Consider the following 25783-nt stretch of genomic DNA (forward strand, 5'->3'; position numbering starts at 1 on the left):
TAAAATATAAGTATGGAAACCGACATTTTTGGGCAAAGGGTTATTATGTAAGTACAGTGGGTTTAAATACAAAAGTGGTAGAGGAATATATCAGGAATCAGGAAAAAGAAGACATGATTCAAGATAATTTATCGAAGAAAGAATATGTGGACCCCTTTAAGGGGTAAGCCACAGAGTTATTGTGCAGTTGTCAGTCTTTTCACATGCCCCTTGAGGGGCATGTGAAGTACTAGGCCCTTATAGGGCAGCCGAAAAACCGCACGTTTCACGTGCGGATTGTTATTTTTTCCGCTATTTCCGGCTTTTCCAAGCTTCGCGATCAATATCCAAATCAGGGAACTGATCCGGATCAAAGACCGGTTCGTCGATGCCTTGTTTCAATTGGTTGCGATAATCATTAAGCAGGCGCATGGCTTGCGGGAAAAGCATGATTAATGCCAACAGGTTCAATAACGCCAATACGCCCATCAGCGGATCGGAGAAGAAAAATACCGAGGTTGCGCCCGGGGCGGTGGCGCCCAAGAACAGAATGGCAATCACGGCGATTCGCAGGAAGAAAATCGGCAATCTCTCTTTTTTGCCATAGAATAAAAAGCTCAGTGCATTTTCACCAAGATAGTAGTTATAAATAATTGAACTGAATGAGAATAGTAAAATAGCAAAGGTTAGCAGGTATTGCGCCCAACTGCCCAAATGATAAACCAGTGATTGCTGGGTCAGCACCACGCCGTCGATTTCTGCTCCCGGCACATAGACGTTGCCGAGCAAAATAATAAATGCGGTGCAGCTACAAATGATAATGGTGTCGATAAAGACCGAGAGCGATTGCGCAATCCCCTGAGTGACAGGGTGCTTGACATCGGCGGTTGCCGCGACGTTCGGCGCAGAACCCAAACCGGCCTCGTTGGAGAACAGACCGCGGCGCATACCTTGTGCAATCGCCACGCCCATGCCGCCGCCGACCACGGAATCCAGTCCGAAAGCGTTTTTGACAATCGAAACGATGACTGCCGGTACTTCTCCTACATTTGAAATAATAACGATGACCGCCAATAACAGATACAGCAGCGCCATCACCGGAATAATGACGTCGGCAGCTTGGGAAATCCGTTTGATGCCGCCGAAAATAATAATGCCGCCGATCATTGCCAATGCAATACCGGTCCATAAACGTTCAATGCCGATACTGTCGAGTATGGCACCGGCTACGGTATTGCCCTGAAACGCATTGAAACCGATGGAAAATGAGATCATCAGGCAAACGGAATATACTACCGCCATCCAGCGATAGCGTTTTCCCAAACCGTGTAGAATGAAGCGTGCGGAGCCGCCGCGGAAATGACCGTCATGGGTTTTGTGTTTGTACAACTGTGCCAGAGTGCATTCGACGATACTGGTGACCATGCCGATTAAGGCGACCACCCACATCCAGAATACCGCTCCCGGCCCGCCGAGAGAAATGGCAACCGCGACGCCGGCAATATTACCGCCGCCGACCCGACCACCGATAGATACCAGCAAGGCTTGACGGCCGGTAATGCTTTTGCCGTCGGCACTTTTGTCATTGCGCAACGATTTAAACATGCGCCCGAAATAGCGGAACTGCGCCCAACCGCTGACTGTACTGAATAGCAGGCCGAAAATAATGAGCATTGGAATCAATGCCCAGCCCCAAGTAAGATCGCTGATTAAATCAAAAAAAGCGTGAATGTATTCCACTGAATACCTCCGAAGAAAAAATAATCGTTATTAATATAGATATAGCAGAATAAACTATTATCCCAAACAGGGAGGCAGGAATGCCCCGTCGATTGGGATAGTAAATCATTCAACTATGATTTACCTAAAAATCTGAGCAATTATATAGATAAAAAACCATTTTGCTGAACCAATATTCTCTTTTTTGTGATATTTATGCGATAAATTTTAATTTTGATACCGTTAAAGTGCGGTTTTATAGTGATATTTCGCCATGAAGATTCCGGCTCATTTTCTGCCGGACGCCCTCGAAACTCAGCGGCTGGCTTAGTAAAAAGTGCAATTTCGCCAATGCCGCCTCGACGGTCATGTCGTGTCCGCTGATCACGCCGACTTTTTCCAGGGCATTGCCGGTGGCATAGCCGCCCATATTAACCTTGCCGGAGAAACACTGCGTCAGATTCAATACGATAATGCCTTTTTGGTAAGCGGCATGCAGCAATTGCAGTATTTTCGGATTATTCGGCGCATTGCCGATACCAAACGTCAGCAGAATCAATGCGTTGACCGGTTGCTGCAGAATATTGCCGATGACATCGGGGGAGATTCCCGGATAGAGCATAACCACACCGATTGGCTGAGGAGTGATGTTATGCACTTTAAATTCGCCTTGCGGCGCTACGTTAAGTGCGGCATAGTTGACGTTGATATTGATTCCGGCTTCAACCAACACCGGATAATTAGGCGACGAAAACGCATCGAAACCGTCCGCATGGCTTTTGGTCGAACGGTTGCCGCGAAACAGTTGGTTGTTAAAAAACAGCGTAACCTCGCGGATCGGATAGTGGGCGACCAAATACAGCGAATTTAATAAATTGGCCAAGCCGTCGGAGCGCAAGCCGGAGATCGGAATTTGTGAACCGGTGATGATGACCGGTTTGGCCAGATTCTCCAACATAAAGGACAGTGCAGACGCGGTGTAAGCCATGGTATCGGTGCCGTGCAAAATGATGAAAGCATCGTAATTATGGTAGTGCTTTTTGATATCGTCGGCGATTTGTTGCCAATGTTCGGGGGTCATATTGGCGGAATCGATCAGCTCGTCATATTCATGCACGATAAAGTGCGGTATTTCGGGCCGCTTTAATTCAGGCAAAGAATCCAAATAAGAAGACATAAACCCCGGTTGCGGCACATAGCCGTGTCTGGAGGGTTTCATGCCGATTGTGCCGCCGGTGTAGGCGATATAGACAGACGTTGTATTCATGATAGCTGCTGGGTAATGAATTGTCGGTGAATTATAGCGTTTTTGCGTGGCAAAAAGTAGGCGCATTTCCCATGGTATGAATTTATTACCGCTAATTTTGATGTGTACGCTTCAATTTATGATAAAGATCTCATTTTTTAATTATTTCACTTGTTATGATAGAAATGAAGTATTACTCTATACTCGTTGAAGCCAATCTTCTTTAAAGTTGTTATGTATGGAGTCAAAATGTCAAAATTAACAAAAGAACAAATCTTGGCTATGCTTGAACAGGGGTTGATCGCATCTTGCCAGCCGGTAGATGACGGCCCTATGGATTCACCGGAAATGGTTGCAGCGATGGCTCAGGCATCAATTGCCGGCGGCGCTGCAGGGTTGCGGATCGAAGGGATCGAAAACTTGAAAGCCACACGGGTGAAAGTCAATGTGCCGATTATCGGCATTGTAAAACGGGATTTAGATGATAGTCCGGTTCGAATTACGCCGTTTTTACAAGACGTTGATGATTTGGCGGCGGCGGGAGCGGATATTATTGCCTTTGACGGCACGGATCGTCTCCGTCCGGTCGCTCGCGATGTGATCGTTGCACGGATTAAGGCATTGGGTTGTCTGTCTATGGCGGATTGCTCCAATTTTGAAGAAGGAATGTATTGCCAAAATCTTGGCGTGGATCTGATTGGCAGCACTATGTCCGGTTATACCGGCGGCACCATTCCGGCGGAGCCGGATATCAAACTGGTGCAAGATTTGAAAGCAGCCGGTTGTCGGGTGATGGCAGAAGGGCGGTATAATTCGCCGGAATTGGCGGCAATGGCGATTGAAAACGGCGCTTATTCGGTTACGGTCGGTTCGGCGTTAACACGCTTGGAGCATATTGTCGGGTGGTTCGTCGAGAAAATTAATGCAGTCAAGAAATAGAGGTTGGTTGTCATGAAGTGTTGTTTAGCCATTGATATCGGCGGTACTAAAATCGCCAGCGCCTTGATCACCGGCAACATTATTGAGCAGCGGCAACAAATTAAAACGCCACAGGACGAAGCCGCTATCGGAATGAGCCAAGCCTTGGCGCAGATTGTGCAGCAACATCAGGGAATGTTTGATTCGGTCGCAGTGGCATCCACCGGCATTATTAATCGTGGCGTACTGACCGCACTTAATCCGAAAAATTTAGGCGGCTTGGCTGAGTTTCCGTTAGCCAAAAGTATTGCCGAGCATACCGACGCGCCAATTGGGTTATTGAATGACGTGCAAGCGGCGGCGTATGCCGAATATCAATTGTTGACCGATAAAGTTGATAATTTTGTGTTTATCACCGTATCAACCGGTGTCGGCGGTGGTATTATCTTAAACGGCAAACTGCAAACCGGCCCGAATGGCATCGCCGGTCATATCGGGCACACTTTGGCTGATCCGAATGGGCCGATTTGCGGTTGCGGACGACAAGGTTGCGTCGAAGCGATTGCCGCAGGACGGGCGATTGAAGCCGCCGCTGCCCAATGGGACGATCCGTGCGAACCGGCAGAAGTGTTTGCCCGTTTCCGTCAAGGCGTGCCGCAAGCCGTGGAGTTGGTGCAACGTTCCGCCAAAGCCATTGCCAACATGATCGCCGATTTGGTGATAGCCAACGATATTCAACGGGTTGCATTAGGCGGCAGCGTCGGCTTGGCGGAAGGTTATCTGCCGTTAGTTCGGCACTATTTGCAGCAGCTACCGCACTTTTACCACACGGACGTGGTGGCGGCAGCTTGCGGACAAGATGCGGGCTTACTTGGTGCGGCGCTTTGGTGGCGGCATGAGCTGGACGGAAATGAAATTTAACGAGATGACAAAAGGATTAACACGATGATTTTAGGTGATTTGACAAAAGCGCATGCGACATTGGGATTCCCCCCTGTGATTGCTGAAATTTGTGATTATTTGAGCGGTCTGGATTTGCAAGGATTGGAACTGGGCAGGCACGATATCAATGCGGATGTTTTTATGAACGTAATGGAGTTTGAAACGGCGGAAGCAAGCAGTAAGAAAGCCGAATTACACCATCGTTATTTAGATGTGCAACTTTTGATTTCAGGAACCGAACTGATTGAATACGGTGTCGGCAACCCCGATTTGGGCGGCTATGAAGCCTATCAGGAAGAAGATGATTACCAATTGACATCACAAGAGATTGCCGATAAAAACAGTGTGGTATTAAAACCCAATATGTTTGCGGTATTCTTCCCGTATGAGGCACACAAACCGGGCTGTAATATCAACGGACAACCTGTTAATCTGAAGAAGCTGGTAGTCAAAATTCCATACACACTATTATAAAATTGATTTGGAGAAAATGTTATGAATCAAGGCGGAAAAATCTTAGATACCATTGGTGCACTACAAAGCAGCCTGACCAAAACGGAAAAGCGGATTGCAGCAGCCATTCTGACTTCTCCCGATTTGCTTAACCAATGTTCTTTGTCGGAAGTGGCTGCCAAACTGGATGTCGGCGAGGCAACGTTTATCCGTTTTTGCCGCACTTTGGGCTTCAAGGGCTACACTGATTTTAAACTGGATCTGGCGATTGAGCTGGCGACCCAAAATAAAGAAAACGGTTCGTTGCTGGATACGGAAATCGGCGGTGAAGACGGCGCAACCGAAATTGCGTTAAAACTGCAAAGTGCATTGGCCAATGTGATTTCCGAAACAATCAACCTATTGGACTTTGACGAATTGGAAAGAGTGGTCGAAAGCATTCGGCAAGCCAAGCGTATTTTTGTGTTCGGGGTTGGTTCTTCCGGACTGACGGCAGAAGATGCCAAACATAAATTTTTACGCATCGGTTTACAGGTTGATGCCTTAACCAATAACCATTTTATGTATATGCAGGCTTCGTTGTTGAACGAGCAGGATATCGTGATCGGCATCAGCCATTCCGGTTATTCGATTGAAACGACCCAAGCGTTAAAAATTGCGAAATCCAACGGTGCGAAAACCATTGCGATCACCCATAATTTACGCTCGCCGATTACCGAAGTGGCGGATTATGTGCTGATCAACGGCAATCGCCAAGGACAGCTGCAAGGGGATTCGATCGGTACAAAAATTTCTCAGCTATTCGTGATGGATTTAATCTACGCTTTGCTGGTGCAAGCGGAGCCGGATAACTCCATGAGTAAAAAACAAAAAACACTAAACGTTATTCTCGAACAACGTATTAAATAATTATCATCTTACAGGAGATTTCATGAAAAATTTAAAAGGTATTTTCAGTGCATTACTGGTGTCTTTCAACGAAGATGGCACGATTAATGAAAAAGGGTTGCGTCAAATCGTGCGCCATAACATTGATAAAATGAAAGTGGACGGTTTGTATGTCGGCGGCAGCACCGGAGAAAACTTTATGCTGTCCACCGAGGAGAAAAAAGAGATTTTCCGCATCGCCAAAGATGAAGCCAAAGATGAAATTGCCTTAATTGCGCAAGTGGGCAGCGTCAATCTGAAAGAAGCGGTTGAGCTGGGTAAATATGCCACGGATTTGGGCTATGACTGTTTATCTGCGGTCACGCCGTTCTACTACAAATTCAGTTTTGCCGAAATCAAACACTTCTACAACACCATTATCGAAGCCACCGGCAACCGTATGATCGTGTACTCCATTCCGTTCCTGACCGGCGTGAATATCGGCGTGGCACAATTCGGCGAATTGTATGAAAATGAAAAAATCATCGGCGTGAAATTCACCGCCGGCGATTTCTACCTGTTGGAACGCTTGAAAAAAGCCTATCCGAGCCACCTAATTTGGGCGGGCTTCGATGAAATGATGTTACCGGCAGCGGTATTGGGTGTGGACGGCGCAATCGGCAGCACCTTTAACGTCAACGGTATCCGTGCCCGCCAAATCTTTGAAAAAGCGCAAGCCGGACAAATCGAAGAAGCGTTGCAAATTCAACATGTAACCAACGATTTAATCGAAGGTATTTTGGGCAACGGTTTATATCTGACCATCAAAGAGTTGCTGAAATTGGACGGCGTGGACGCAGGCTACTGCCGTGAGCCGATGACCAAAGAATTAACTGCGGCACAAATTGCCGTGGCTAAAGAGTTGAAAGCAAAATATCTGTAATACCGCACTTGCGGATATTGGCTGAATATTTTTAAGATGAGCCCGTGCGGTTCATCTTTTTTTGTTTTAGAATCAGGTATTTTATCAATGAAAGGGGAATATCATGTTTAAAACACTGCAAAAAATCGGTAAGGCATTTATGCTGCCGATTGCCATTTTGCCGGCGGCCGGTTTACTACTGGGGATTGGCGGGGCATTGTCTAATCAAACTACGATTCTGGCGTATCCGGTTTTAGATAATCCGTTTCTGCAAAGTATTTTTCAGGTGATGGCGGCGGCAGGTACGGTGGTGTTTGCCAATTTGGCATTATTGTTATGTATCGGGTTGGGAATCGGGCTGGCAAATCGTGATAAAGGCACGGCGGCACTGGCGGCGGTGGTCGGCTACCTGATTATGACCGGCACGATCAGCGCATTACTGAATATTTTCACACCGGAGGCAAGCGGAATTGATACCGGCGTGATCGGTTCGTTAGCAATGGGATTATTGGCAGTATGGCTGCATAACCGTTACCACAATATTCAGTTGCCGCAAATGCTCGGTTTCTTCGGCGGCTCGCGTTTTGTGCCGATCGTCACTGCATTTGCCGCGATTTTTGTCGCAGTATTCTTCTTCTTGGTATGGCCGACATTTCAGAGCTGGCTGGTCAGTGCCGGAGAGAATATCGCGCAAATGGGCGCCGTCGGTACTTTTTTCTATGGTTTCTTAATGCGCTTATCCGGTGCGATTGGTTTGCACCACATGATCTATCCGTTGTTTTGGTACACCGAATTGGGCGGTGTGGAACAGGTTGCCGGAAGTGCGGTTGCCGGCGCGCAAAAAATCTTCTTTGCCCAACTGGCGGATCCGAGCCATCAGGGCTTGTTTACCGAAGGAACCCGTTTCTTCGCCGGTCGTTTTGACACCATGATGTTCGGCTTACCGGCAGCCTGTTTGGCGATGTATCATTGCGTACCGAAAGTGCGGCATAAACGGTTCGGCGGCTTATTCTTAGGCGTTGCCCTGACCTCATTTTTAACCGGTATCACCGAACCGATTGAGTTTATGTTCCTGTTCGTTGCGCCGTGGTTATATGTGATCCATGCGTTCTTTGACGGTGTCTCGTTCTACATTGCCGATATTCTGAATATCTCCATCGGCAATACTTTCTCCGGCGGGTTTATCGACTTTTTGCTGTTTGGCATTTTGCAGGGCGATGCCAAGACCAACTGGATTCGTGTTGTGTTGGTCGGCTTGCCGTGGGCGGCGCTGTATTACTTCACTTTCCGTTTCTTAATCAGCAAATTCAATGTGATGACGCCGGGGCGTGATGATGACAGCCAAACGGAAGAGAGCAAAAGTGCGGTTGCGGTGAACGGTAATCTGCACGATAACGCGGTGAAAATCATCAGCGCACTGGGCGAAAAAGAGAATATCGAACACGTTGATGCCTGTATCACCCGTTTGAGAGTTGCATTAAAAGACGTGAAAAAAGTGGATAAAGCCAGCTTGAAAAAGATCGGTGCAATTGACGTGCTCGAAGTCGGCGGCGGTATTCAGGCGATTTTCGGTGCCAAAGCGGTGCTGTATAAGAGTGAAGTCAATCAGATTTTAGGCTTGGAAGATTAGCCGGAACATTTAAAAAGCCGGCCCTAATAAAAATCCCTTGTATTGATGTACAAGGGATTTATTGTTTTATCACAGTATGTTATGCAAATGGGTCACGCAGAATCATAGTCTCGACACGATCAGGGCCGGTGGAAAGAATGTCAACCGGTACGCCGGTCACTTCTTCAATTCGTTTGATATAATCGCGTGCGGTTTGCGGCAGTTGATTAATATCGGTGACACCGAAGGTATTTTCCGACCAACCTGGTAAGGTTTCATAGATCGGTTCGACATTTTCCCAGTTTTCGGCGGCTGTCGGCGCATATTCGACGATGGAGCCGTCCGGCATTTTGTAGGCAACGCAGATTTTCAGCTCGTCAAAACCGTCCAGCACGTCTAATTTGGTCATACAGAAACCGGAGATCGAGTTCAGTTGAATTGCACGGCGTACCGCAACCGCATCAAACCAGCCGCAACGGCGTGGACGACCGGTAACCGCACCGAATTCATTGCCTTTTTTCGCGATTTCCACACCGACTTCGTCAAACAGTTCGGTGGTGAACGGACCGCCGCCGACACGGGTGCAGTAGGCTTTGATGATGCCTAATACATAATCCAAGTGACGCGGGCCGTAACCGGCGCCTGTCGCCACGCCGCCGGCGGTGGTGTTGGAGCTGGTAACATACGGATATGTACCGTGGTCGATGTCTAACATCGTGCCTTGCGCACCCTCAAACAGGATATTGTCGCCGTTTAAGCGTGCTTTGTCTAAAATGGTCGGAATATCGGCAACCATTGCGGTGATAATATCGGCAACCGCAAAAATATCAGCTAAGGTTTTATCGTAATCAACCGGCTCGACTTTGTAGTAGTTGACCAATTGGAAGTTGTAGTATTCCAGAATATTTTTCAATTTTTCGGCGAAGGCTTCGCGGTTGAACAGATCACCGACACGCAAGCCACGACGGGCAACTTTGTCTTCGTAAGCCGGACCGATACCGCGACCTGTGGTTCCGATGGCTTTTTTGCCTAACGCCGCTTCACGCGCATGATCCATCGCAACGTGATAAGGCAAAATCAGCGGGCAGGCTTCGGAAATCAGCAGACGCTCACGCACGTTGACGCCACGGCTTTCCAGTTCACCCATTTCTTGCATTAATGCCGCTGGGGAGAGCACTACGCCGTTGCCGATCAGGCAGGTGACGTTATCACGCAGAATACCGGACGGAATCAGGCGCAATACGGTTTTTTCACCGTTGATAATCAAGGTGTGACCGGCGTTGTGACCGCCTTGATAGCGCACCACATATTTCACGCGATCCGTCAGCAGATCAACAATTTTGCCTTTGCCTTCATCGCCCCATTGAGCGCCCAGGATAACAACACTTTTCCCCATAATAATTTTACCTTTTAGATTTGAAGATGTATGGATTCGCAACTGTTTACTTTACTATTTTCCGTTATTAACTACAATCAAAGTGCGGTATTTTCTTGTATTTTTTAAGTAAAAAACAGCAGTTAAAAAATAAAAGCCCTAGCGACGGCTAGGGCTTGCTTAAACGGTGGGCGTTCGTTTTAGTTTTCCGGCTGCATATAGCGGAAGAAATCGCTGCCCGGTTTTAAAATCATCATATTACCTGAATTTTGGAAACTCTTTTCGTAGGCTTTCAGGCTGCGCACGAAGCTGAAAAATTCAGGTTCGTTGCGGAACGCATCGGCATAGACTTTTGCTGCCGTTGCGTCGCCGCTACCACGCAGTTCTTGCGCGGTTTTGCTGGCGGTCGCCAAAATAACCGTCACTTTACGATCAACATCGGCCTGAATAAAGGCGGATTTTTCACGACCTTGCGAGCGGTGTTCCCGTGCGACGGCGTCCCGTTCGGCACGCATACGTTGGTAAATCGACGATGACACTTCCTGCGGCAGATTGATCTGTTTCACCCGTACGTCAACTACTTGAATCCCCAGATCGGAAGCACTGTCGGCACCGCTGTTCAGCGCATTTAATGCGCCGGTCATCAATTCGCCGCGCGTACCGGAAACAATGTCCTTAATCGTTCTCGAACCGATTTCCGAACGCAGACGGTCATTGACTTTACGGCGTAACAAGTTGTCGGCATAAGTGTAATCACCACCGCCGGTACTGGTATAAAAGCGCCCGAAATCACTGATCCGCCATTTTACATAGGAATCCACCAACAAATCTTTTTTCTCAACGGTGACGAAGCGATCGGCTTGTCCGTCTTGGGTTTGGATTTTTGCATCCAGCACTTTGATATTGTCGATAAACGGCACTTTAAAGTGAATGCCCGGATTATAGATAGTGACCTTGTTATCGGCGTCACGCAGCACTTTGTTAAAGCGCAACATGATACCGCGCGATCCTTCGTTGATCACCACAATACTGGAATACAGGATAGCCGCCAGCAGAATAATGACCGGCAATAAAAACTTACGCATTATTCGAATCTCCCTTGGCGAGTGTTGTTTTCATAGCGTTCTTCTTGTTGTGAGCCTATATAGCTGTTTTCATTATTGGTTGACGTTGCAGGCGACGGCGTGCGAACCGGTGTGTTTCTGTTCGCTGCGCTACCCAACGCAGTATTGGTATTCGCCCCTTTTGCTTGCGGTGCGTCTGTCTTTTCGACCGCACTTTCAGCCGCTTTTTTCTGATTCAACATTTGTTCCAACGGTAATACGGTCAGATTGTTGCCGCCGGTGGAATCCAACATCATTTTCGGGGTTTCCGCCATGATGTTTTCCATGGTTTGAATATACAGCCGTTCACGCAATAATTCCGGTGCGGCTTTATATTCCGGCAACAGTTGTTGGAAGCGCTCCACTTCCCCTTGGGCGTCTAACACCACTTGCTCTTTGTATGCGGTGGCTTGTTCTACGATGCGTTGCGCGTCCCCGCGTGCGATCGGCTCGGCTTCACGGGCATAGGCTTCCGCTTGGCGGATAAAACGTTGTTCGTCTTCCTGTGCTTTAATCGCATCGTCAAACGCGTCTTTGACTTGCTCCGGCGGACGGGCGGACTGGAAGTTGACGTCAATCACTTCCAAGCCCATGTCGTACGGTTTGATCACATTTTCCAGATAGCGCCAGGTGTCTTCACGCACCACCGAACGACCGGTGGTCAGAATATCGTCCATGCTCATATGGCCGATAACATAACGCAATGCGCTGTCGGTTGCTTGTGACAGGCTGTTTTCCGGATTGGTGACGCTGAACAGGAATTTTTCCGGATTGTTGATCCGGTATTGTACCGTCATTTCCACCACAACCATGTTTTCGTCTTGGGTCAGCATGCTGCCTTGGGTTTTCAGTTCGCTGATTTTTTCGATATTGACCGGACGGACTTGATCAATAAAGGTCGGTTTCCAGTTCAAACCCGGTTGAACAATCGAATTGACTTTGCCGAAGCGCAAGACTACGCCGCGTTCCGCTTCTTTTATGGTATAGAAACCGCTGATTCCCCAAACAATCACACCGATGACGGCTGCAATCGGTAGCAATTTGCCCAGACCGTTGAAAGACGGTGTGTTACCGCCGCCGGATTGACGGTTGCCGCTGCCACCCATTTTTTTCAGCAGGTTATTGAACAGCTCTTCCAAATCCGGCGGACCTTGTTGTTTGTTGCGTTGATTGGTTTGTTGATTATCCGGTTCAGGATTATTATTTTGCCAATCTTGATCTTTTTCAGGCTTTTTTTGCCCGCTTTGCCCCGGTTTGCCCCAAGGGTCTTGATCTGAATTATGGTTGTTATCAGAACCATTCCACGACATAGTTGCGATTTCTCCGTCAGTTAAAAATAAGCGGCGTAACAAAAAGTTGTAACAATCCGCTAACTCAAGCAGTTTTCGATTGTATCATTTACGCATAGGATTGCCAGTCTTTTTACTGCGCCGCCTTATTGCCCGCGATGGTGGTGGGGGCTTTATTGATCACGCCAGCAAAGTTCGGCGGGAATAATTTTATTTTCCACCGGTTTTTTGCCCAGCAGTTTTAAAATGGAGGCAAATAATTGGTTGGCGATTTGCTCGTGATCCTGACGAATCGAATTGATGTGAAACGGCAGGCAATTCAGCAATTCGTAATCATCGAAGGTGGCTAAATGCAGTTGGCGCGAGCTGAGTTGATCCAACAGATTTTTCTCGTTTAAGAAACGTAGCACGCCAACCAATAAGCCGTAAGAGGCGACAAAAACCGCCTGTGGCAAACGCCCTAAATCGCGCAACAACTCCGTCATCATCTGATAGCCCGATTCGGAATGGTAATCGCGATGTTTAATCCAGCCATCGTGCAAGGTTAAACCGCCTTGTTGCAAACCGCACTTGAAGCCTTGCAAGCGCGCCTCACTCGGCGTGAGCTGCAACAGACCGCCGAGATAATAAAATTCATGCAGTTGATGTTTCTTAATCATCTGGCTAACCATCTGCGTGACCGCACTTTGGTCATCGGTGATGACATACGGCACATCGGCATCTTTGATAAAACGGTCTAGCTGAATGGACGGAATTGTGCCTAAGTGCGGATAGTGCCGTTTGCTTTGTTGGATCGGCGTGGTGATCAGCAGATCAATCTGCCGTTCCAGCAGGTTTTCAATCGCTTTTGCCTCCAAGTGCGGTTGCTCGTCGGAACAACTGATAATCAGTTGTAAGCCGTGGTTGCGGCACAGTTTTTCCAAAATGCGGCTGGTTTGGGCAAAGCCGAAATTAGAAAAATCGGGAATGACCAAACCAATGGTATTGGTGCGCTGCGATTGCAACGCTTTGGCATAAATATTGGCGCGGTAGTGATTCTGCCGCGCGATATCCAAAATCTTTTGTCGGGTTTCGTCTTTGATGCGGAATTCGTCGGCACGGCCGTTCAGCACCATGCTGACGGTGGTTTTGGACACACCGCTGAGTTCGGCAATATCATTCAGCGTACAACGTTTGGGTTTAGCGATCATGTTTTTTTATTTGTATAAGAATAAACTGTAATTTCGTAGGGGCAGATTATATATCTGCCCGAACGGGATATTGCATTTTTCTTTTGTTGATGAAATGCTTATACCGCACTTCGTACTCGGGCGGATAGTTAGAGTGTGTTGATCTTTTGAGTATACTATTTGAGCTAAAACTAATCCTTTTAGCCTAGCACGGCAAAGCCGTACTAGGTTACGCATAGATCAGCCGCTTTGCGGCTGCTTCAGAGAGGCAAAGCCTCTCATCAATGCTTAACCGATTGCGACCGTAGGTCGCTGTCGGATAAAATGACACTCTTTTTGCTTAATTTATAAACACAAAAGATCAACAGCTCCTAATCTGCCCCTACTTTATTTCATTCACTTGTAGCGTAATTATCAGATTTTGATTACTCCGCCAAATACGCAATCGGCGCTAACACCGCACTTTCAATTTCCAATCGGCGTGAACTTTGCAGCACATTCTGCCGATTTTTAATAAAAAAGCGCGAGGTTAGGGTTTTTTCGCCATCGTTCAAGAAAATTTCGATCACCGAGCGATCAATAAAAATCTCCACCTGTTGTAAATCCGCAATCGCACAATAACGCTGTTCTCCTAAACCGCGCATGCTTTCCGTTTGTTCGGTTGCGCTGCGATCCAAGCAGAACACGCCGTTTTGATAGCTCAGGGTTAAGTGTTGCCCTTGCGGATTAGCGAACAGTTGTAACGTAAATTCGTTATTTTGCGGATTAAATTTCAGATAACGGCGATCCAAATCCGCCAACTCCGTGGCTTGTTGCAACGAAAGTGCGGTCAGCTTTTGCGGATAATACTGTTCGAGCGGCGTTTGGTAAATCTGATTATTTTTCAAGGTCAAGCGGCGCGGCAGGGTCAGGGTGGAGTGCCAGCCGTATTCGTCGGTCGGATATTGCAAATCCGGCAAGCCGACCCAGCCGAGCATGACCGCACTTTGGCTGTTATCCAGTCCGGCAAAGGTTTGCGGCGCATAGAAATCAAAACCGTAATCCAATTCGGCAAAGGCTTCCACGGCAAAATCCAAGTTATCCAACTTGCCGATAACATAAGTGGAATGGTAGTTGTTCTGGAATTGTTGCGCTTCACGCTGTTTGCCTTGCGGCGACCAAATAAACAGATCTTGCTCGCCGATTTTCAGCAGATCAGGGCATTCCCACATAAAAATATGGCGATTGTCGAAATCCGATAGGTTCAGTTCGCCCAACAGTTGCGGCGGCGTGTTGATATTGTCCATTTCAAACACAATTGCTGTGCCGCTCAAATCCTCACGTTGCGCGCCGCAAATAAACCGCACTTTGCCCTCGGCGGTGACATAGGGTTTCGGATCGCGCACATGTTCGCTGTAACCGGCAGGGGCGCAAGTTACCAATGGATATTTATCCAACAGCTTGCCGTCTTTGCTGAATACGGCGATATTTTGATACGGAATGCGCGCGTTATCGCTGCTGCGACGGGTATTACCGGTGTAAAACGCGGCGATATAATCGCCCAGCGGCAACGCACCGCCGGAATAACAGCCGTGCGATTCGAACATTTCGCTCGGAATCAGCGGAGCAGCCAAGGTGAATTGTCGGAAATCCGGCGTGGTGTAGTGCAGCCAATGTTTCATGCCGTGCATGGCGCTATAAGGATACCACTGGTAAAAAATATGGTATTTTTCGCCGTCGAACACCAAGCCGTTCGGATCATTGATCAAACCGAACGGCGCGACCAAATGATAATCGGGGCGGAAATCCTGATCAGTGGCAACCAGTGCCGCCACCGCATCGAGTTCGCCCTCTTCGGCGGCAAGCAGACTTTTATATTTTCCCTGATTGAAGATCAGCATCGGATTTCCTCTTTTGGTTAATTAAGCGGATTCAGCCAAATGGTCGGCTAACTGTTGTTGGTTCGGCAACGCCGCCATCGCGCCTTTGGCGGTGGTGGCAAGGGCGCCGCAGGCATTGGCTTGGCGGATAATCGGGATCAAATTTTCCCATTGTTGCCAGTTTGCGGTTTGTGATAATCCAGCCAGCAAACCGCCGACAAACGCATCGCCTGCGCCGGTGGTATCCACCGCTTGCACCGCTTTGCCGCTAATCAGTTGTTGTTCGCCGTTCAGATGTACCAAAGCGCCTTTTTTACCCATAGTGACGATAATCAATTTTTCAGGGTAGTAATCGGTAATGGTTTTTAGTGCCTGTTCCAAGGTTTCGGTTTCGGTCAGCACGGTCAATTCTTCTTCGGAAAATTTCAGCACGTCCGCCAATTCGACCGCCTGCATCACAGTCATACGCATGATTTCCTGATTTTCCCATAGCGATTCGCGCAAATTCGGATCAAACGACACCATGCCGCCGATTTGCTTGATTTGCTGCATGGCAGTCAGGGTCGCTTGTTGCGACGGATTGTTCAGCAAGGCGATAGAGCAGCAGTGCAGCCACTCGCCACGGTTAAACTGCGGCAAATCGTCGGTTTGCAAAAATTGATCGGCACTGGGATTGACCATAAAGGTGAAACTGCGCTCGCCGTTATCGTCCAGATCGACAATCACGGTAGAAGTACGGTGCTGCGGATCCAACTGCATAAATTCGGTGTTGACAGTTTCCTGATTCAACACTTGTTTCATAAAACGCCCAAGCGGATCATCACCGACCCGCCCGATAAAGGCGCTTCTTCCGCCTAATCTGGCAATCCCCACGGCAACATTGGCAGGTGCGCCGCCTGGTGCTTTAATATAATGTTGTTCACCGTCCGGAATCAAATCCACCACGGCGTCACCTAATACCCAAACTTTCTGTCTCATAGGATTACCTTTTTTATTTACCGAAAGAGTTTAGCTAAAATTTTAGCTAAAACGGTTTAGTCTGGCAATGAAAGTGCGGTTTTTCTTGAGAATAGGATTGGGAAATGTGATCTAGATCTAAAAAATGCGGTCGTGAAACCGCACTTTACGCTTAAAATGTCTTTTCAAAAATCAGATTGACATTTTTCTGTGCGTAGGAATACATCGACGGCAAATTGCTGTCTTGCTTTTTCCAGTTAAAATGTAACTTCGGCGTGATACCCCACAAATGCCAATCCCGTTTCCACAGGGTTAAATTCGCACTGTAAATCTTGTCATCTCGCACTTTGCCGAGCGGAATCATGCTGCCCAGTTTGGCTTGGTCTTTGTAGTTGCGGTGTGCATAAGAGAAACCCAAACGTGAGGAAATGCCCCACTGCCACTCCTGCCCCCAACCGAGCCGCACGGTGCGGGTGTTGTTGCTGTATTGCAACACACGGGTTTTTTCGCGGTTATAATCGCCGCCGAGATAGAAAAACTGGCGCGGGCTACGCAGCCACAGCAGGGTGGCGGAAGCCAGTTGCGTATGTCCATTGAGATTTTGGCTGTCGTAATAGCGCTGTTCGGCGTGTTCAAGTGCGGTCGAGATTTGCCAGTTGCTGTTCAGCCAGCGGCGGTATTCGCCACGCACGCCGTTCGCCCATTTATACGACTGGTTGCCGTACCAACGTTTTTCGTAAAACGGCAGAATTGACCAACTTTGTACCGCACTTTTATGGGTATAACCCAGATAAGTGCGGTTATAGATGTCGTCATAGTCGTGATTATCCCAAAAATGCTTACCGAACAGTTCCGTGCCGACATGCAGGTAGTGTGCGCCAACCAGATTGAAATCCCGTTCAAGGCTGAATGAATAGACAATGCCGTGCGCTGACTGCGGCAGCATATTGTCGTCTTTGACAAAACCGGTGTTCTCGATTTCGCGCTTGGACGAGGTGTTATTGACATTGCCGTCACGCAGGTAATACGCACTGAAACTGCTTTGCCAGCCGCGACGTTGTTGCAATGCGCCGAGATAAGAATCAATCAACCTCACCACCGGCGCCGGTACGCCGACCGCACTTTTGGCTTTTTCAAACTGATCGCGCGCCGCATTGTCTTGGCGATCGTGGAACAGGCTTTTTGCCAGTTCGATCCGCACTGGATTAAGATCGGGATTAACCGCGAGAATGTCACGAAATCGGCTAATCGCCAGCGAATAATCTTGCGCCAGTTGCGCTAATGTCGCTTCAGCAAAACGGACGAGAATCGGGTCATGTTGCGCAAAAGTGCGGTAAATCGCCAACAATTCACTGATTAATTCCGCATTGCGTTGTTGCAGCGCCAAGTTAAGCCAATTTTGCGTCAGCTGTGCACTTGCCAACAACTGCGCCCGACTAACCCGCAACGGCTGCACCGCACTTTGCCCCGATTCTTCCACCTTTTGCGGCGGTGCAGTCGGGCGTGCGATATTTTGAATGCTTTCGGGAGTTGTCGCTTGATTTACGCTGACGGTGGTTTCGGCAACCGCACTTGCTGCACAAAGTGCGGTTACGGAGAAAATATAAAATTGTTTTTTCATCATTTCACTCAAAAACAGAGGCGCAAAGTGCGCCTCGGAATAAAAGATTTAACCGTTGCAGCCGGTATAACCGGCTGCCTGTGGGAAGGGTAAGTCAGGATTACTCCTGTTTACCGGCGGAGAATACGGCGTGCATTTTGTGTTCACCATCAAATGGCTCATATTCTAATTCTGCGGATCCGGCAAGTTGCTTGGCATTTTCTCCCATAAAATAGCCTTCATACATACCCGAGTAATCTAGCGGATTTTTAGAACCAGAACCAAGGCTGATGGCTGTTGCTTCTCCGGCAAAGGCAACGCTACTATCTTTGTTACTGATGGTGCCGGCATTTAAATGAATTAAACCGTCTTTTATACTGTTATTTCCGGTATCAATTTGTCCTGAAATGTTTTTTTGGTCAAAATCCGCATTCAGATTAACTGTTGCATATTCATCTAATCCACCAAGGAAATAGGTGACCGCCTTGCCTTGATAGCTGGCACTGCCTTGCAATTGCTCAATGGTTTCGCCGGAAGTGCGGTTGCCGCCGTAAATAAATTGATAATCTGTTGTAGATCCTGCACCTTCACGATAGACATCTTTATAAGAATAACCGTGACCTGCTTCAGTTAAGTTATAAGTATAGGTATTATAACTGGTTCTAACCGATCTGCCGCTGCTTTCTACACTTTGTATATGGTCGCTCGTTCTGATGACACCCAGATTAATGCCATCAGCCATAATTTCAGCCGGTGCAAAGAAGTCATCAGCTTGTCCATTCATGGATTGTTTTACCACTGCATAATTATTCAGTTCACGATTTTTGTGCCGCTCTTCAGCCTCTCTTGCCAAACGCTCTTCTTCCGCCTGACGCTCTGCTTCCGCCCGTTGTTCGGCTTCAATCCGTTCTCTTTCCAAACGTTCGGCTTCTTCTTGCTGACGTTGGATTTCCGCTAAACGTTGTGCTTCGGCTTCACGCAGTTGTGCCACTTCCTGTTCTGCAGCTTCAGCCGCTTGTTCTTCAGCTGCCGCTAATAAGGTTTGTGCCTGTTGAGCTTGCTCTTGCGCTGCTTTAACTTCGGCAAGTTTATCTGCCTCGGCTTGAGCTTGTGCCTCTTGCGCAGCGGCTACTGCTTGTCGTGCCTCAGCGGCTTGTCGTTCCGCTTGTTCTGCTTGTGTTTGTGCAACCGCTAATTGGGTTTCTGCCTGTTTAACTTTCTCTGCGGCTTCTTGTTGTGCTGTCACAGCTTGTTTTTCCGCTTCTTCGGTTTGTTTTTGAGCTGCGGCTAATTGCGCTTCCGCTTGCTGAACTTGTTCTTGCGCGGCTTTGACTTCGGCAAGTTTGTCTGCTTCGGCTTGCGCTTGTGCCGCTTCAGCTGCTATCGCCGCTTGTTGTGCAGCGGCAGCTTGTTTTTCCGCTTCGGTTGCTTGTTTTTGTGCAGCCGCTAATTGGGTTTCTGTCTGTTTAACTTTCTCAGCCGCGGTTTGTTGCGCTGTAGCGGCTTGTTTCTCGATTTCAGCTTGTTGCTGTTGCGCCAATTGTGCTTGCTTTTCGGCTTCAGTCGCTTGTTTCTGTGCGGCTGTTAACTGGGTTTCCGCTTGCTTGAGTTTGTCATTGGTAGCTTTCACTTGTGCAGCCTTATCGGCTTCTGCTTGAGTTTGGGCTGCTTGTGCGGATTTTGCCGCTTGTTGTGCCGCTGCGGCTTGCTGTTCGACGGCGGCTTTTTGTTGTTGTGCCAGTTGTGCTTGTTTTTCTGCCTCTGCGACTTGTTTTTGTGCGGCGGTTAATTGCGCTTCTGCTTGTTTGACTTTGTCATTAGCGGCTTTGACTTGGCTGGTTTTATCAGCTTCTGCTTGGGCTTGTGCGCTTTGTGCTTCTTTCGCAGCCTGTTGGGCGATAGTGAGTTGTTTCTCAGCAGCGGCTTTTTGTTGTAGTGCTAATTCGGCTTGTTTTTTCGCTTCGTCAGCCTGTTTTTGTGCAGCGGCTACTTGTTCGGAGACTTGAGATGAACTGGATTCACTTTGATTTTGTGTCTGATTGTTTTGTGTTGTTTCTGCTTGCGACTGAGTTGTTCCGTTAGCAGTTGTGTTGTTAGTGGTGCTGCTTGGTTGGTCACCGCCAGATCCTCCGCCGGACGATCCGCAAGCGACTGCACCGAGTGAGATTAAGATAGCCAAAGCAGTGGTTTTTATTGTGGGTTTCATAAAATATTCCTTATGGTTGGAAAAATGTAAAGAAAATTCAAAAGCTAATGATTTCTTCACTCCAAAACAGATAAAAAATCATTAAACTTTCTCAGTTTAAAAAAAAAAAAAAAAAACAAGGCTTTAGCGATCTTTATTCAGAGAATTTGATCTTTGTCACATTTGTTTTAAAAATGGAGTAAAATTTCAAAATGGGGAAAGAGGAAGTTCAAAGAAGAAATAAAAACGCGCTATCGTCAAAAGTACAGATAGCGCGTTAAAACGGGTGAGTGAATCAGTAAATCACATTATGATGGTAACGGGCAAGAATCGCTTGGATATGATCCATTTTTTCTTTGCTTGGCGGCAGCACATCTTCCAATTCGTATTTTTCGCCCATGGCTTCCCATTTGTGTTGTCCCAAACGGTGATACGGCAGCAGTTCGATTTTTTCGATATTCTGCATATCTTTGATAAATTCGCCGAGCAGGGTGACCGAGTGATCGTCATCGGTGTAACCGGGTACGACGACATAACGAATCCAAGTGCGTTGGTTGCGTTTTTGCAGGTAACGGGCGAACTCTAACGTGCGTTTGTTCGGCACACCGATCAAGTTATGGTGAATGGTGTCGTTCAGTTGTTTGAGATCGAGCAATACCAGATCGGTCACGTCCAGCAATTCGTCAATCACTGCGTCGTAACGGCGCACAAAACCGTTGGTATCCAGACAGGTGTGAATGCCTTGTGCTTTACAGGCGCGGAACCAATCGCGCACAAATTCCGCTTGTAAAATCGCTTCGCCGCCGGACGCAGTAACGCCGCCACCGGACGCGTTCATGAAATGGCGGTAAGTCACCACCTCTTTCATCAGCTCTTCGACAGTGATCTCTTTGCCGCCATCCAAATCCCAAGTATCGCGGTTATGGCAGTATTTACAGCGCATTAAACAGCCTTGTAAAAACAGGATAAACCGAATCCCCGGCCCGTCCACCGTACCACAGGATTCGAAAGAGTGAATGCGTGCTTTAATCGTCATAGCCATTCCAAAAATGCAAAATTAGAGAGTAAAAGTGCGGTCAATTTTACCTGAAACAACCGCACTTTGCGATAGAAAGTCGTAACAGACCCTAGAAGGAGTGAATTTTGCAAGCTGAGGTGATACTTGACTGCTTTGGTGAAAGGAGGCATTATGCAAATATTGTTAATACCTATGGTGGAGGGAAAAATAATGGAACAACAATTAACACCAGAATATTTGGAATATTTAAAAAAAGAAGCCGCTTTAGGTGATAAGGATTTTAGCGAAGGAAAAGCGTTTTCTAGTGAAGAGGTTTATCGTGGGGTGAAAGATGTTTTATACAATGCAGTATTAAAATATGAACAAAATGTCGCTTGAGTATACGATTAGTTATTCTGCAAGAGCAAAACAGAATCTTGAAAATATTGCTTTGGGGATTTACGAATTTACCCTCAATTTAACGACGGCGGACACTGTTATAAATCGTATTCGCAATGGCATTGAGAAGCTCAAGAATCTTCCGGAACGCGGCTCATTAGGTATTATAGAGGGTACTAGAGAAATCTACTTGGGCGGTTATCGGGTTGTTTATCGAATCAATGGAGATGTTGTCAGGATTATTACTGTTATTCATTGTTCTCGACTTTATCCCTAAATAGTTGATTAACCCTGTCAGATGACAGGGTTAATTTTTATGCAACAAAAAGCCCCGCCAATAGGCAGGGCTTGTAATTAGATTAAACCTGAATTACATGGTTTGGGTAAAGGTACGGGTAATCACGTCTTTTTGTTGCTCTTTGGTCAACGAGTTGAAACGTACCGCGTAGCCGGAAACACGAATGGTCAATTGCGGATATTTTTCCGGATTTTCCATTGCGTCTAACAGCATTTCACGGTTCATGACGTTGACGTTCAAGTGCTGGCCGCCTTCAATGGTGGCTTCGTGGTGGAAGTAACCGTCCATTAAGCCTGCCAAGTTGCGTTTTTGCGCTTCGTAATCTTTACCTAACGCATTCGGAACGATAGAGAAGGTGTAAGAGATCCCGTCTTTGGCGTAGGCAAACGGCAGTTTGGCAACCGAAGTCAAGGAAGCAACCGCACCTTTTTGGTCACGACCGTGCATTGGGTTCGCACCCGGTCCGAAAGGCGCACCGGCACGGCGACCGTCAGGGGTGTTACCGGTTTTCTTACCGTAAACCACGTTAGAGGTAATGGTCAGTACGGACTGGGTCGGTACGGCATTGCGGTAAGTTCTCAGTTTCTGGATTTTCTTCATGAAACGTTCAACCAAGTCGCAGGCAATGTCATCGACACGGCTGTCGTTGTTACCGAATTGCGGATATTCGCCTTCGATTTCAAAGTCAACGGCGATACCGTCTTCGTCACGAATCGGTTTCACTTTGGCATATTTGATCGCAGACAGGGAATCCGCCGCGACAGACAGACCGGCGATACCACATGCCATGGTGCGGTAAACATCACGGTCGTGCAACGCCATCAACGAAGCTTCGTAGCTGTATTTGTCGTGCATATAGTGAATGATGTTAAGTGCGGTCACATATTGTGTCGCCAACCAATCCATGAAACCGTCCAAACGGTTCATTACATCGTCAAATTCTAAAACGTCAGCCGTGATTGGATCGGATTTCGGGCCAACTTGCATTTTCAGTTTTTCATCGATACCGCCGTTAATCGCGTACAACATGGTTTTCGCCAAGTTTGCGCGCGCGCCGAAGAACTGCATTTGTTTGCCGACGATCATCGGGCTGACGCAGCAGGCGATGGCGTAGTCGTCGTTGTTGAAGTCAGGACGCATTAAATCGTCGTTTTCGTACTGCACGGACGAGGTGTCGATAGACACTTTGGCGCAGTAACGTTTGAAACCGTCCGGTAATTTTTCAGACCACAGAATCGTCATATTCGGTTCCGGAGACGGCCCCATGGTGTACAGCGTGTTCAAGAAACGGAAGCTGTTTTTGGTGACTAAAGTACGACCGTCCAAGCCCATACCGGCTAAGGATTCGGTTGCCCAAATCGGGTCGCCGGAGAACAGTTGATCGTATTCAGGGGTACGCAGGAAACGCACCATACGCAGTTTCATTACCAAATGGTCGATTAATTCTTGCGCTTGTTCTTCGGTGATTTTGCCGGCTTGCAGATCACGTTCGATATAAATATCCAAGAATGAAGAGACGCGACCGAAAGACATCGCCGCACCGTTTTGTGATTTCACCGCCGCCAAGTAAGCGAAGTAAGTCCATTGCACCGCTTCTTGCGCATTGGTTGCCGGACCGGAGATATCGTAGCCGTAAGATGCCGCCATTTGTTTGATTTGACCCAATGCGCGGTGCTGTTCGGCGATTTCTTCACGCAGTTGGATAGTCATTTCCAAGTCTTCGCCGCTTTCCAAACGGGCTTGTAGCGAACCGAACTGTTTGAATTTGTCCGCCATCAGGAAATCGATTCCGTAAAGCGCGACACGGCGATAGTCACCGATGATGCGACCACGGCCATAAGCGTCCGGCAAACCGGTCAACACGCCGGATTTACGGCAGCGTAAAATATCCGGGGTATAAACGTCGAATACGCCTTGGTTATGGGTTTTACGGTATTCGGTGAAGATTTTTTTCACTTGCGGATCCAGTTCGCGACCGTAAACTTGGCAAGAACCTTCCACCATTTTGATGCCGCCGAACGGGATAATCGCACGTTTCAAAGGCGCATCGGTTTGCAAACCGACGATTTTTTCCAAATCTTGTTGGATATAACCGGCGGCGTGAGAGGTGATGGTTGACGGTAAATCCGTATCGAAATCCAACGGCTCATGGGTACGGTTTTCTTCTTTGATGCCTTCCATCACTTTGTCCCAAAGTGCGGTTGTCGCTGGCGTAGCGCCTGCCAAGAACGCTTCGTCGCCTTCATACGGCGTGTAGTTCGCCTGGATAAAATCGCGCACATCGACATTTTGTTGCCAGTTGCCGTCTTTAAATCCAGCCCAAGCCTGTTGTTGAAGTTCAGTTAATTGTGTCATATCAGTACATTCCTTATTTAACAATAAATTAAAACCATTATACCGGCATCACTGCACTTGCTGCCGATATGCTCAAACTATTAGTGGTGTTCGCGATTCAGAAACCACTGCATTAAGGCGATACAAACCGCGCCGCCCACGATATTCCCTAATGTGACCGGGATTAAATTCTTGATAATAAAATGTGTCATATCCAAATCGGCGTATTGCGCTGCATTGATTCCCAAGGTTTGCCAAAATTCGGGACTGCTGTAGTGTGCGGTCACAATCCCCATCGGGATCATAAACATATTGGCAACACAGTGCTCGAAGCCGGAAGCGACAAACATCGAAATCGGCAGAATCGCCGCAAGGGTCTTATCGGTCAGGGTTTTGCCGGCATACGCCATCCACACTGCGATACAGACCATAATGTTACAAAAAATACCCAGACTAAAGGCTTCGACCCAAGTGTGGTGGATTTTGTGCTGGGCAGTATTTAAAATCACCAAACCCCATTTGCCGTCCGCCGCCATCGTTTGTCCGCCGAACCAAACCAGCGCCACGATAAACAGACTGCCGATAAAATTTCCGGCATAGACCGCACACCAGTTACGCAACATCTGGAAAGTGCTGATTTTTTTCTCTACCCGTGCCAGAATTGTCATGGTGGAAGAGGTGAACAGTTCGTTACCGCAGACAATCACCATGATAATCCCAAGTGAAAACACGATGCCGCCGACAAATTTCGCCATGCCCCATGCCACATCGGAGGCTCCGGTTTGGGTGGTGGCATAAAAAACAAAGGCGATTGCAATGAATGCTCCTGCCGGAATCGCCGACATAAAAGAAAGAAACTGGTTTTTTTGTGCTTTGTAAGCGCCGGCTTTCACCGCAACCGTGGTGATCTGTGCCGGATTCAACATATCGCTCGAATTATTGGCATTTGCGCTCATGTCTAAATTTTGTCCTTCAACTTAAGAATTAGCCTAAAAATTTTTTTAAGATTTATTATTTTTTTTTAGCATTATAATTTTTTGTTGATACACAAACAAATCATTTTAAGATGCTGTGTTATGTTATCTCATAAAGTGTGACATAGATCAATTCGAGCTGTTAAGCCTAGGTTAATATGTTGTTTAATGGTTAAATTCTTGTTTTCGGTTTTAACGGAAAAAGAGATAAAAGATCAAATTTGTGCAATTATGCACGGCCGCAACCTGAACGAAAAAAGGTTGGGTGGCGATAGCATTTCGCTTTCTCGCCGTCCGATAGCATTAACGATGTGTAAGCAAGGCATCAGGGCAAGATCGCACTTTTCCTCAAAATATGATCTAATAAGCCTTTAATACGTTAAAATACAAGGTAACGTCATGGACTTATTCCGCTTTTTCGGTCAATTGGAAGACCCGCGTAAAGATATCAACCAAAAATATCCTTTTCTTGAAATCATTTTTCTGACCATGAGCGCCGTCATTTCCGGTGCGGAAGGTTGGACGGACATTAAACGGTTCGGGGAATATCATTTGGCGTGGTTGCGTCAATATTTACCTTTTGAGCGCG

At 47.5% G+C, this 25783-nt stretch carries 23 protein-coding genes; 10 read left to right on the top strand and 13 right to left on the bottom strand.

Features of this window, described 5'->3' with window-relative positions; all coding sequences use genetic code 11:
* Positions 1–167 (top strand): transposase (locus B8880_RS08425; RefSeq protein ID WP_208610901.1); only part of this gene is annotated, 167 nt, incomplete at its 5' end.
* A 124-nt stretch (positions 168–291) separates the two neighbouring features.
* Here B8880_RS08425 and B8880_RS08430 read toward each other — a convergent pair.
* Both B8880_RS08430 and ansA read right to left on the bottom strand, forming a co-directional pair.
* Entirely contained in the window at positions 292–1719 is a 1428-nt protein-coding gene (locus B8880_RS08430; protein WP_084257181.1) for an alanine/glycine:cation symporter family protein, read from the bottom strand.
* Positions 1720–1954: 235 nt separating this feature from the next.
* A complete protein-coding gene (gene ansA, locus B8880_RS08435; RefSeq protein WP_084257182.1) occupies positions 1955–2965 on the bottom strand; it encodes an asparaginase in 1011 nt (336 codons plus the stop codon).
* Between the two features lie 228 nt (positions 2966–3193).
* Between ansA and B8880_RS08440 the strand changes: the two genes are divergently transcribed.
* The 6 genes from B8880_RS08440 (at position 3194) to B8880_RS08465 (ending at position 8676) form a co-directional block, all read left to right on the top strand.
* Positions 3194–3883 carry an N-acetylmannosamine-6-phosphate 2-epimerase gene (locus B8880_RS08440; protein ID WP_084257183.1) on the top strand — a complete coding sequence of 230 codons (690 nt, stop codon included), beginning with the start codon at positions 3194–3196 and terminating at the stop codon, positions 3881–3883.
* A 12-nt stretch (positions 3884–3895) separates the two neighbouring features.
* Positions 3896–4783 (top strand): N-acetylmannosamine kinase, encoded by an 888-nt coding sequence (locus tag B8880_RS08445; RefSeq protein ID WP_084257184.1) that lies wholly within the window; start codon positions 3896–3898, stop codon positions 4781–4783.
* Positions 4784–4807: 24 nt separating this feature from the next.
* Complete coding sequence (gene nanQ, locus B8880_RS08450) at positions 4808–5278, top strand: N-acetylneuraminate anomerase (RefSeq protein ID WP_084257185.1); 471 nt, start codon at positions 4808–4810, stop codon at positions 5276–5278.
* A 21-nt stretch (positions 5279–5299) separates the two neighbouring features.
* Positions 5300–6166, top strand: coding sequence for a MurR/RpiR family transcriptional regulator (locus B8880_RS08455; RefSeq protein ID WP_084257186.1), 867 nt, complete (start codon positions 5300–5302; stop codon positions 6164–6166).
* A gap of 22 nt (positions 6167–6188) precedes the next feature.
* Positions 6189–7067, top strand: coding sequence for an N-acetylneuraminate lyase (gene nanA / locus B8880_RS08460; RefSeq protein WP_084257187.1), 879 nt, complete (start codon positions 6189–6191; stop codon positions 7065–7067).
* 103 nt (positions 7068–7170) lie between these two features.
* Positions 7171–8676: a PTS transporter subunit EIIC gene (locus B8880_RS08465; protein WP_084257188.1), complete on the top strand. Its 1506-nt coding sequence runs from the start codon at positions 7171–7173 to the stop codon at positions 8674–8676.
* A 79-nt stretch (positions 8677–8755) separates the two neighbouring features.
* On the opposite strand, the gene purA is transcribed toward B8880_RS08465, so the two are convergent.
* The 9 genes from purA to pflA all read right to left on the bottom strand — a co-directional run bounded on the left by purA (position 8756) and on the right by pflA (position 21228).
* Entirely contained in the window at positions 8756–10051 is a 1296-nt protein-coding gene (gene purA / locus B8880_RS08470) for an adenylosuccinate synthase (protein ID WP_084257189.1), read from the bottom strand.
* A gap of 179 nt (positions 10052–10230) precedes the next feature.
* Positions 10231–11115, bottom strand: coding sequence for a protease modulator HflC (gene hflC / locus B8880_RS08475; RefSeq protein ID WP_084257190.1), 885 nt, complete (start codon positions 11113–11115; stop codon positions 10231–10233).
* Positions 11115–12443 (bottom strand): FtsH protease activity modulator HflK, encoded by a 1329-nt coding sequence (gene hflK / locus B8880_RS08480; RefSeq protein WP_084257191.1) that lies wholly within the window; start codon positions 12441–12443, stop codon positions 11115–11117. Before hflK ends, hflC begins: the two co-directional genes overlap by 1 nt.
* 152 nt (positions 12444–12595) lie before the next feature.
* On the bottom strand, positions 12596–13612 hold the full coding sequence (locus tag B8880_RS08485; protein ID WP_084257192.1) for a substrate-binding domain-containing protein: 1017 nt from the start codon (positions 13610–13612) through the stop codon (positions 12596–12598).
* A 404-nt stretch (positions 13613–14016) separates the two neighbouring features.
* Positions 14017–15471: a glycoside hydrolase family 32 protein gene (locus B8880_RS08490; RefSeq protein ID WP_084257193.1), complete on the bottom strand. Its 1455-nt coding sequence runs from the start codon at positions 15469–15471 to the stop codon at positions 14017–14019.
* 21 nt (positions 15472–15492) lie between these two features.
* Positions 15493–16428 carry an aminoimidazole riboside kinase gene (locus B8880_RS08495; protein WP_084257194.1) on the bottom strand — a complete coding sequence of 312 codons (936 nt, stop codon included), beginning with the start codon at positions 16426–16428 and terminating at the stop codon, positions 15493–15495.
* Between the two features lie 151 nt (positions 16429–16579).
* Positions 16580–18031 carry a surface lipoprotein assembly modifier gene (locus B8880_RS08500; RefSeq protein ID WP_115306342.1) on the bottom strand — a complete coding sequence of 484 codons (1452 nt, stop codon included), beginning with the start codon at positions 18029–18031 and terminating at the stop codon, positions 16580–16582.
* Between the two features lie 97 nt (positions 18032–18128).
* The gene (locus B8880_RS08505; RefSeq protein ID WP_084257195.1) at positions 18129–20213 is read right to left on the bottom strand and encodes a HupA family protein; all 2085 of its coding nucleotides are present in this window, start codon (positions 20211–20213) and stop codon (positions 18129–18131) included.
* A gap of 274 nt (positions 20214–20487) precedes the next feature.
* On the bottom strand, positions 20488–21228 hold the full coding sequence (gene pflA, locus B8880_RS08510) for a pyruvate formate lyase 1-activating protein (RefSeq protein ID WP_084257196.1): 741 nt from the start codon (positions 21226–21228) through the stop codon (positions 20488–20490).
* A 153-nt stretch (positions 21229–21381) separates the two neighbouring features.
* Between pflA and B8880_RS08515 the strand changes: the two genes are divergently transcribed.
* Together B8880_RS08515 and B8880_RS08520 are read left to right on the top strand one after the other, a co-directional pair.
* Entirely contained in the window at positions 21382–21588 is a 207-nt protein-coding gene (locus B8880_RS08515; protein WP_084257197.1) for a hypothetical protein, read from the top strand.
* Positions 21569–21865, top strand: coding sequence for a type II toxin-antitoxin system RelE/ParE family toxin (locus B8880_RS08520; protein ID WP_084257198.1), 297 nt, complete (start codon positions 21569–21571; stop codon positions 21863–21865). The genes B8880_RS08515 and B8880_RS08520 overlap by 20 nt, the downstream gene beginning before the upstream one ends.
* A 93-nt stretch (positions 21866–21958) precedes the next feature.
* On the opposite strand, the gene pflB is transcribed toward B8880_RS08520, so the two are convergent.
* Both pflB and focA read right to left on the bottom strand, forming a co-directional pair.
* A complete protein-coding gene (pflB, locus tag B8880_RS08525; protein WP_084257199.1) occupies positions 21959–24241 on the bottom strand; it encodes a formate C-acetyltransferase in 2283 nt (760 codons plus the stop codon).
* Positions 24242–24321: 80 nt separating this feature from the next.
* Entirely contained in the window at positions 24322–25146 is an 825-nt protein-coding gene (gene focA / locus B8880_RS08530) for a formate transporter FocA (RefSeq protein ID WP_418889031.1), read from the bottom strand.
* 447 nt (positions 25147–25593) lie between these two features.
* Here focA and B8880_RS08535 point away from each other — a divergent pair.
* The coding region (locus B8880_RS08535) for a transposase family protein (protein WP_143933421.1) at positions 25594–25783 on the top strand (190 nt) is incomplete at its 3' end.

It is taken from the genome of Pasteurella testudinis DSM 23072 (assembly GCF_900176075.1).
Classification (GTDB): domain Bacteria; phylum Pseudomonadota; class Gammaproteobacteria; order Enterobacterales; family Pasteurellaceae; genus Chelonobacter; species Chelonobacter testudinis.

Bases quoted from the DNA above. Each gene is read 5' to 3' on its own strand.
- ansA (WP_084257182.1), bottom strand. From the start codon at position 2,965: ATGAATACAACGTCTGTCTATATCGCCTACACCGGCGGCACAATCGGC.
- B8880_RS08440 (WP_084257183.1), top strand. From the start codon at position 3,194: ATGTCAAAATTAACAAAAGAACAAATCTTGGCTATGCTTGAACAGGGG.
- B8880_RS08445 (WP_084257184.1), top strand. From the start codon at position 3,896: ATGAAGTGTTGTTTAGCCATTGATATCGGCGGTACTAAAATCGCCAGC.
- nanQ (WP_084257185.1), top strand. From the start codon at position 4,808: ATGATTTTAGGTGATTTGACAAAAGCGCATGCGACATTGGGATTCCCC.
- B8880_RS08455 (WP_084257186.1), top strand. From the start codon at position 5,300: ATGAATCAAGGCGGAAAAATCTTAGATACCATTGGTGCACTACAAAGC.
- nanA (WP_084257187.1), top strand. From the start codon at position 6,189: ATGAAAAATTTAAAAGGTATTTTCAGTGCATTACTGGTGTCTTTCAAC.
- B8880_RS08465 (WP_084257188.1), top strand. From the start codon at position 7,171: ATGTTTAAAACACTGCAAAAAATCGGTAAGGCATTTATGCTGCCGATT.
- purA (WP_084257189.1), bottom strand. From the start codon at position 10,051: ATGGGGAAAAGTGTTGTTATCCTGGGCGCTCAATGGGGCGATGAAGGC.
- hflC (WP_084257190.1), bottom strand. From the start codon at position 11,115: ATGCGTAAGTTTTTATTGCCGGTCATTATTCTGCTGGCGGCTATCCTG.
- hflK (WP_084257191.1), bottom strand. From the start codon at position 12,443: ATGTCGTGGAATGGTTCTGATAACAACCATAATTCAGATCAAGACCCT.
- B8880_RS08485 (WP_084257192.1), bottom strand. From the start codon at position 13,612: ATGATCGCTAAACCCAAACGTTGTACGCTGAATGATATTGCCGAACTC.
- B8880_RS08490 (WP_084257193.1), bottom strand. From the start codon at position 15,471: ATGCTGATCTTCAATCAGGGAAAATATAAAAGTCTGCTTGCCGCCGAA.
- B8880_RS08495 (WP_084257194.1), bottom strand. From the start codon at position 16,428: ATGAGACAGAAAGTTTGGGTATTAGGTGACGCCGTGGTGGATTTGATT.
- B8880_RS08500 (WP_115306342.1), bottom strand. From the start codon at position 18,031: ATGATGAAAAAACAATTTTATATTTTCTCCGTAACCGCACTTTGTGCA.
- B8880_RS08505 (WP_084257195.1), bottom strand. From the start codon at position 20,213: ATGAAACCCACAATAAAAACCACTGCTTTGGCTATCTTAATCTCACTC.
- pflA (WP_084257196.1), bottom strand. From the start codon at position 21,228: ATGACGATTAAAGCACGCATTCACTCTTTCGAATCCTGTGGTACGGTG.
- B8880_RS08515 (WP_084257197.1), top strand. From the start codon at position 21,382: ATGCAAATATTGTTAATACCTATGGTGGAGGGAAAAATAATGGAACAA.
- B8880_RS08520 (WP_084257198.1), top strand. From the start codon at position 21,569: ATGAACAAAATGTCGCTTGAGTATACGATTAGTTATTCTGCAAGAGCA.
- pflB (WP_084257199.1), bottom strand. From the start codon at position 24,241: ATGACACAATTAACTGAACTTCAACAACAGGCTTGGGCTGGATTTAAA.
- focA (WP_418889031.1), bottom strand. From the start codon at position 25,146: ATGTTGAATCCGGCACAGATCACCACGGTTGCGGTGAAAGCCGGCGCT.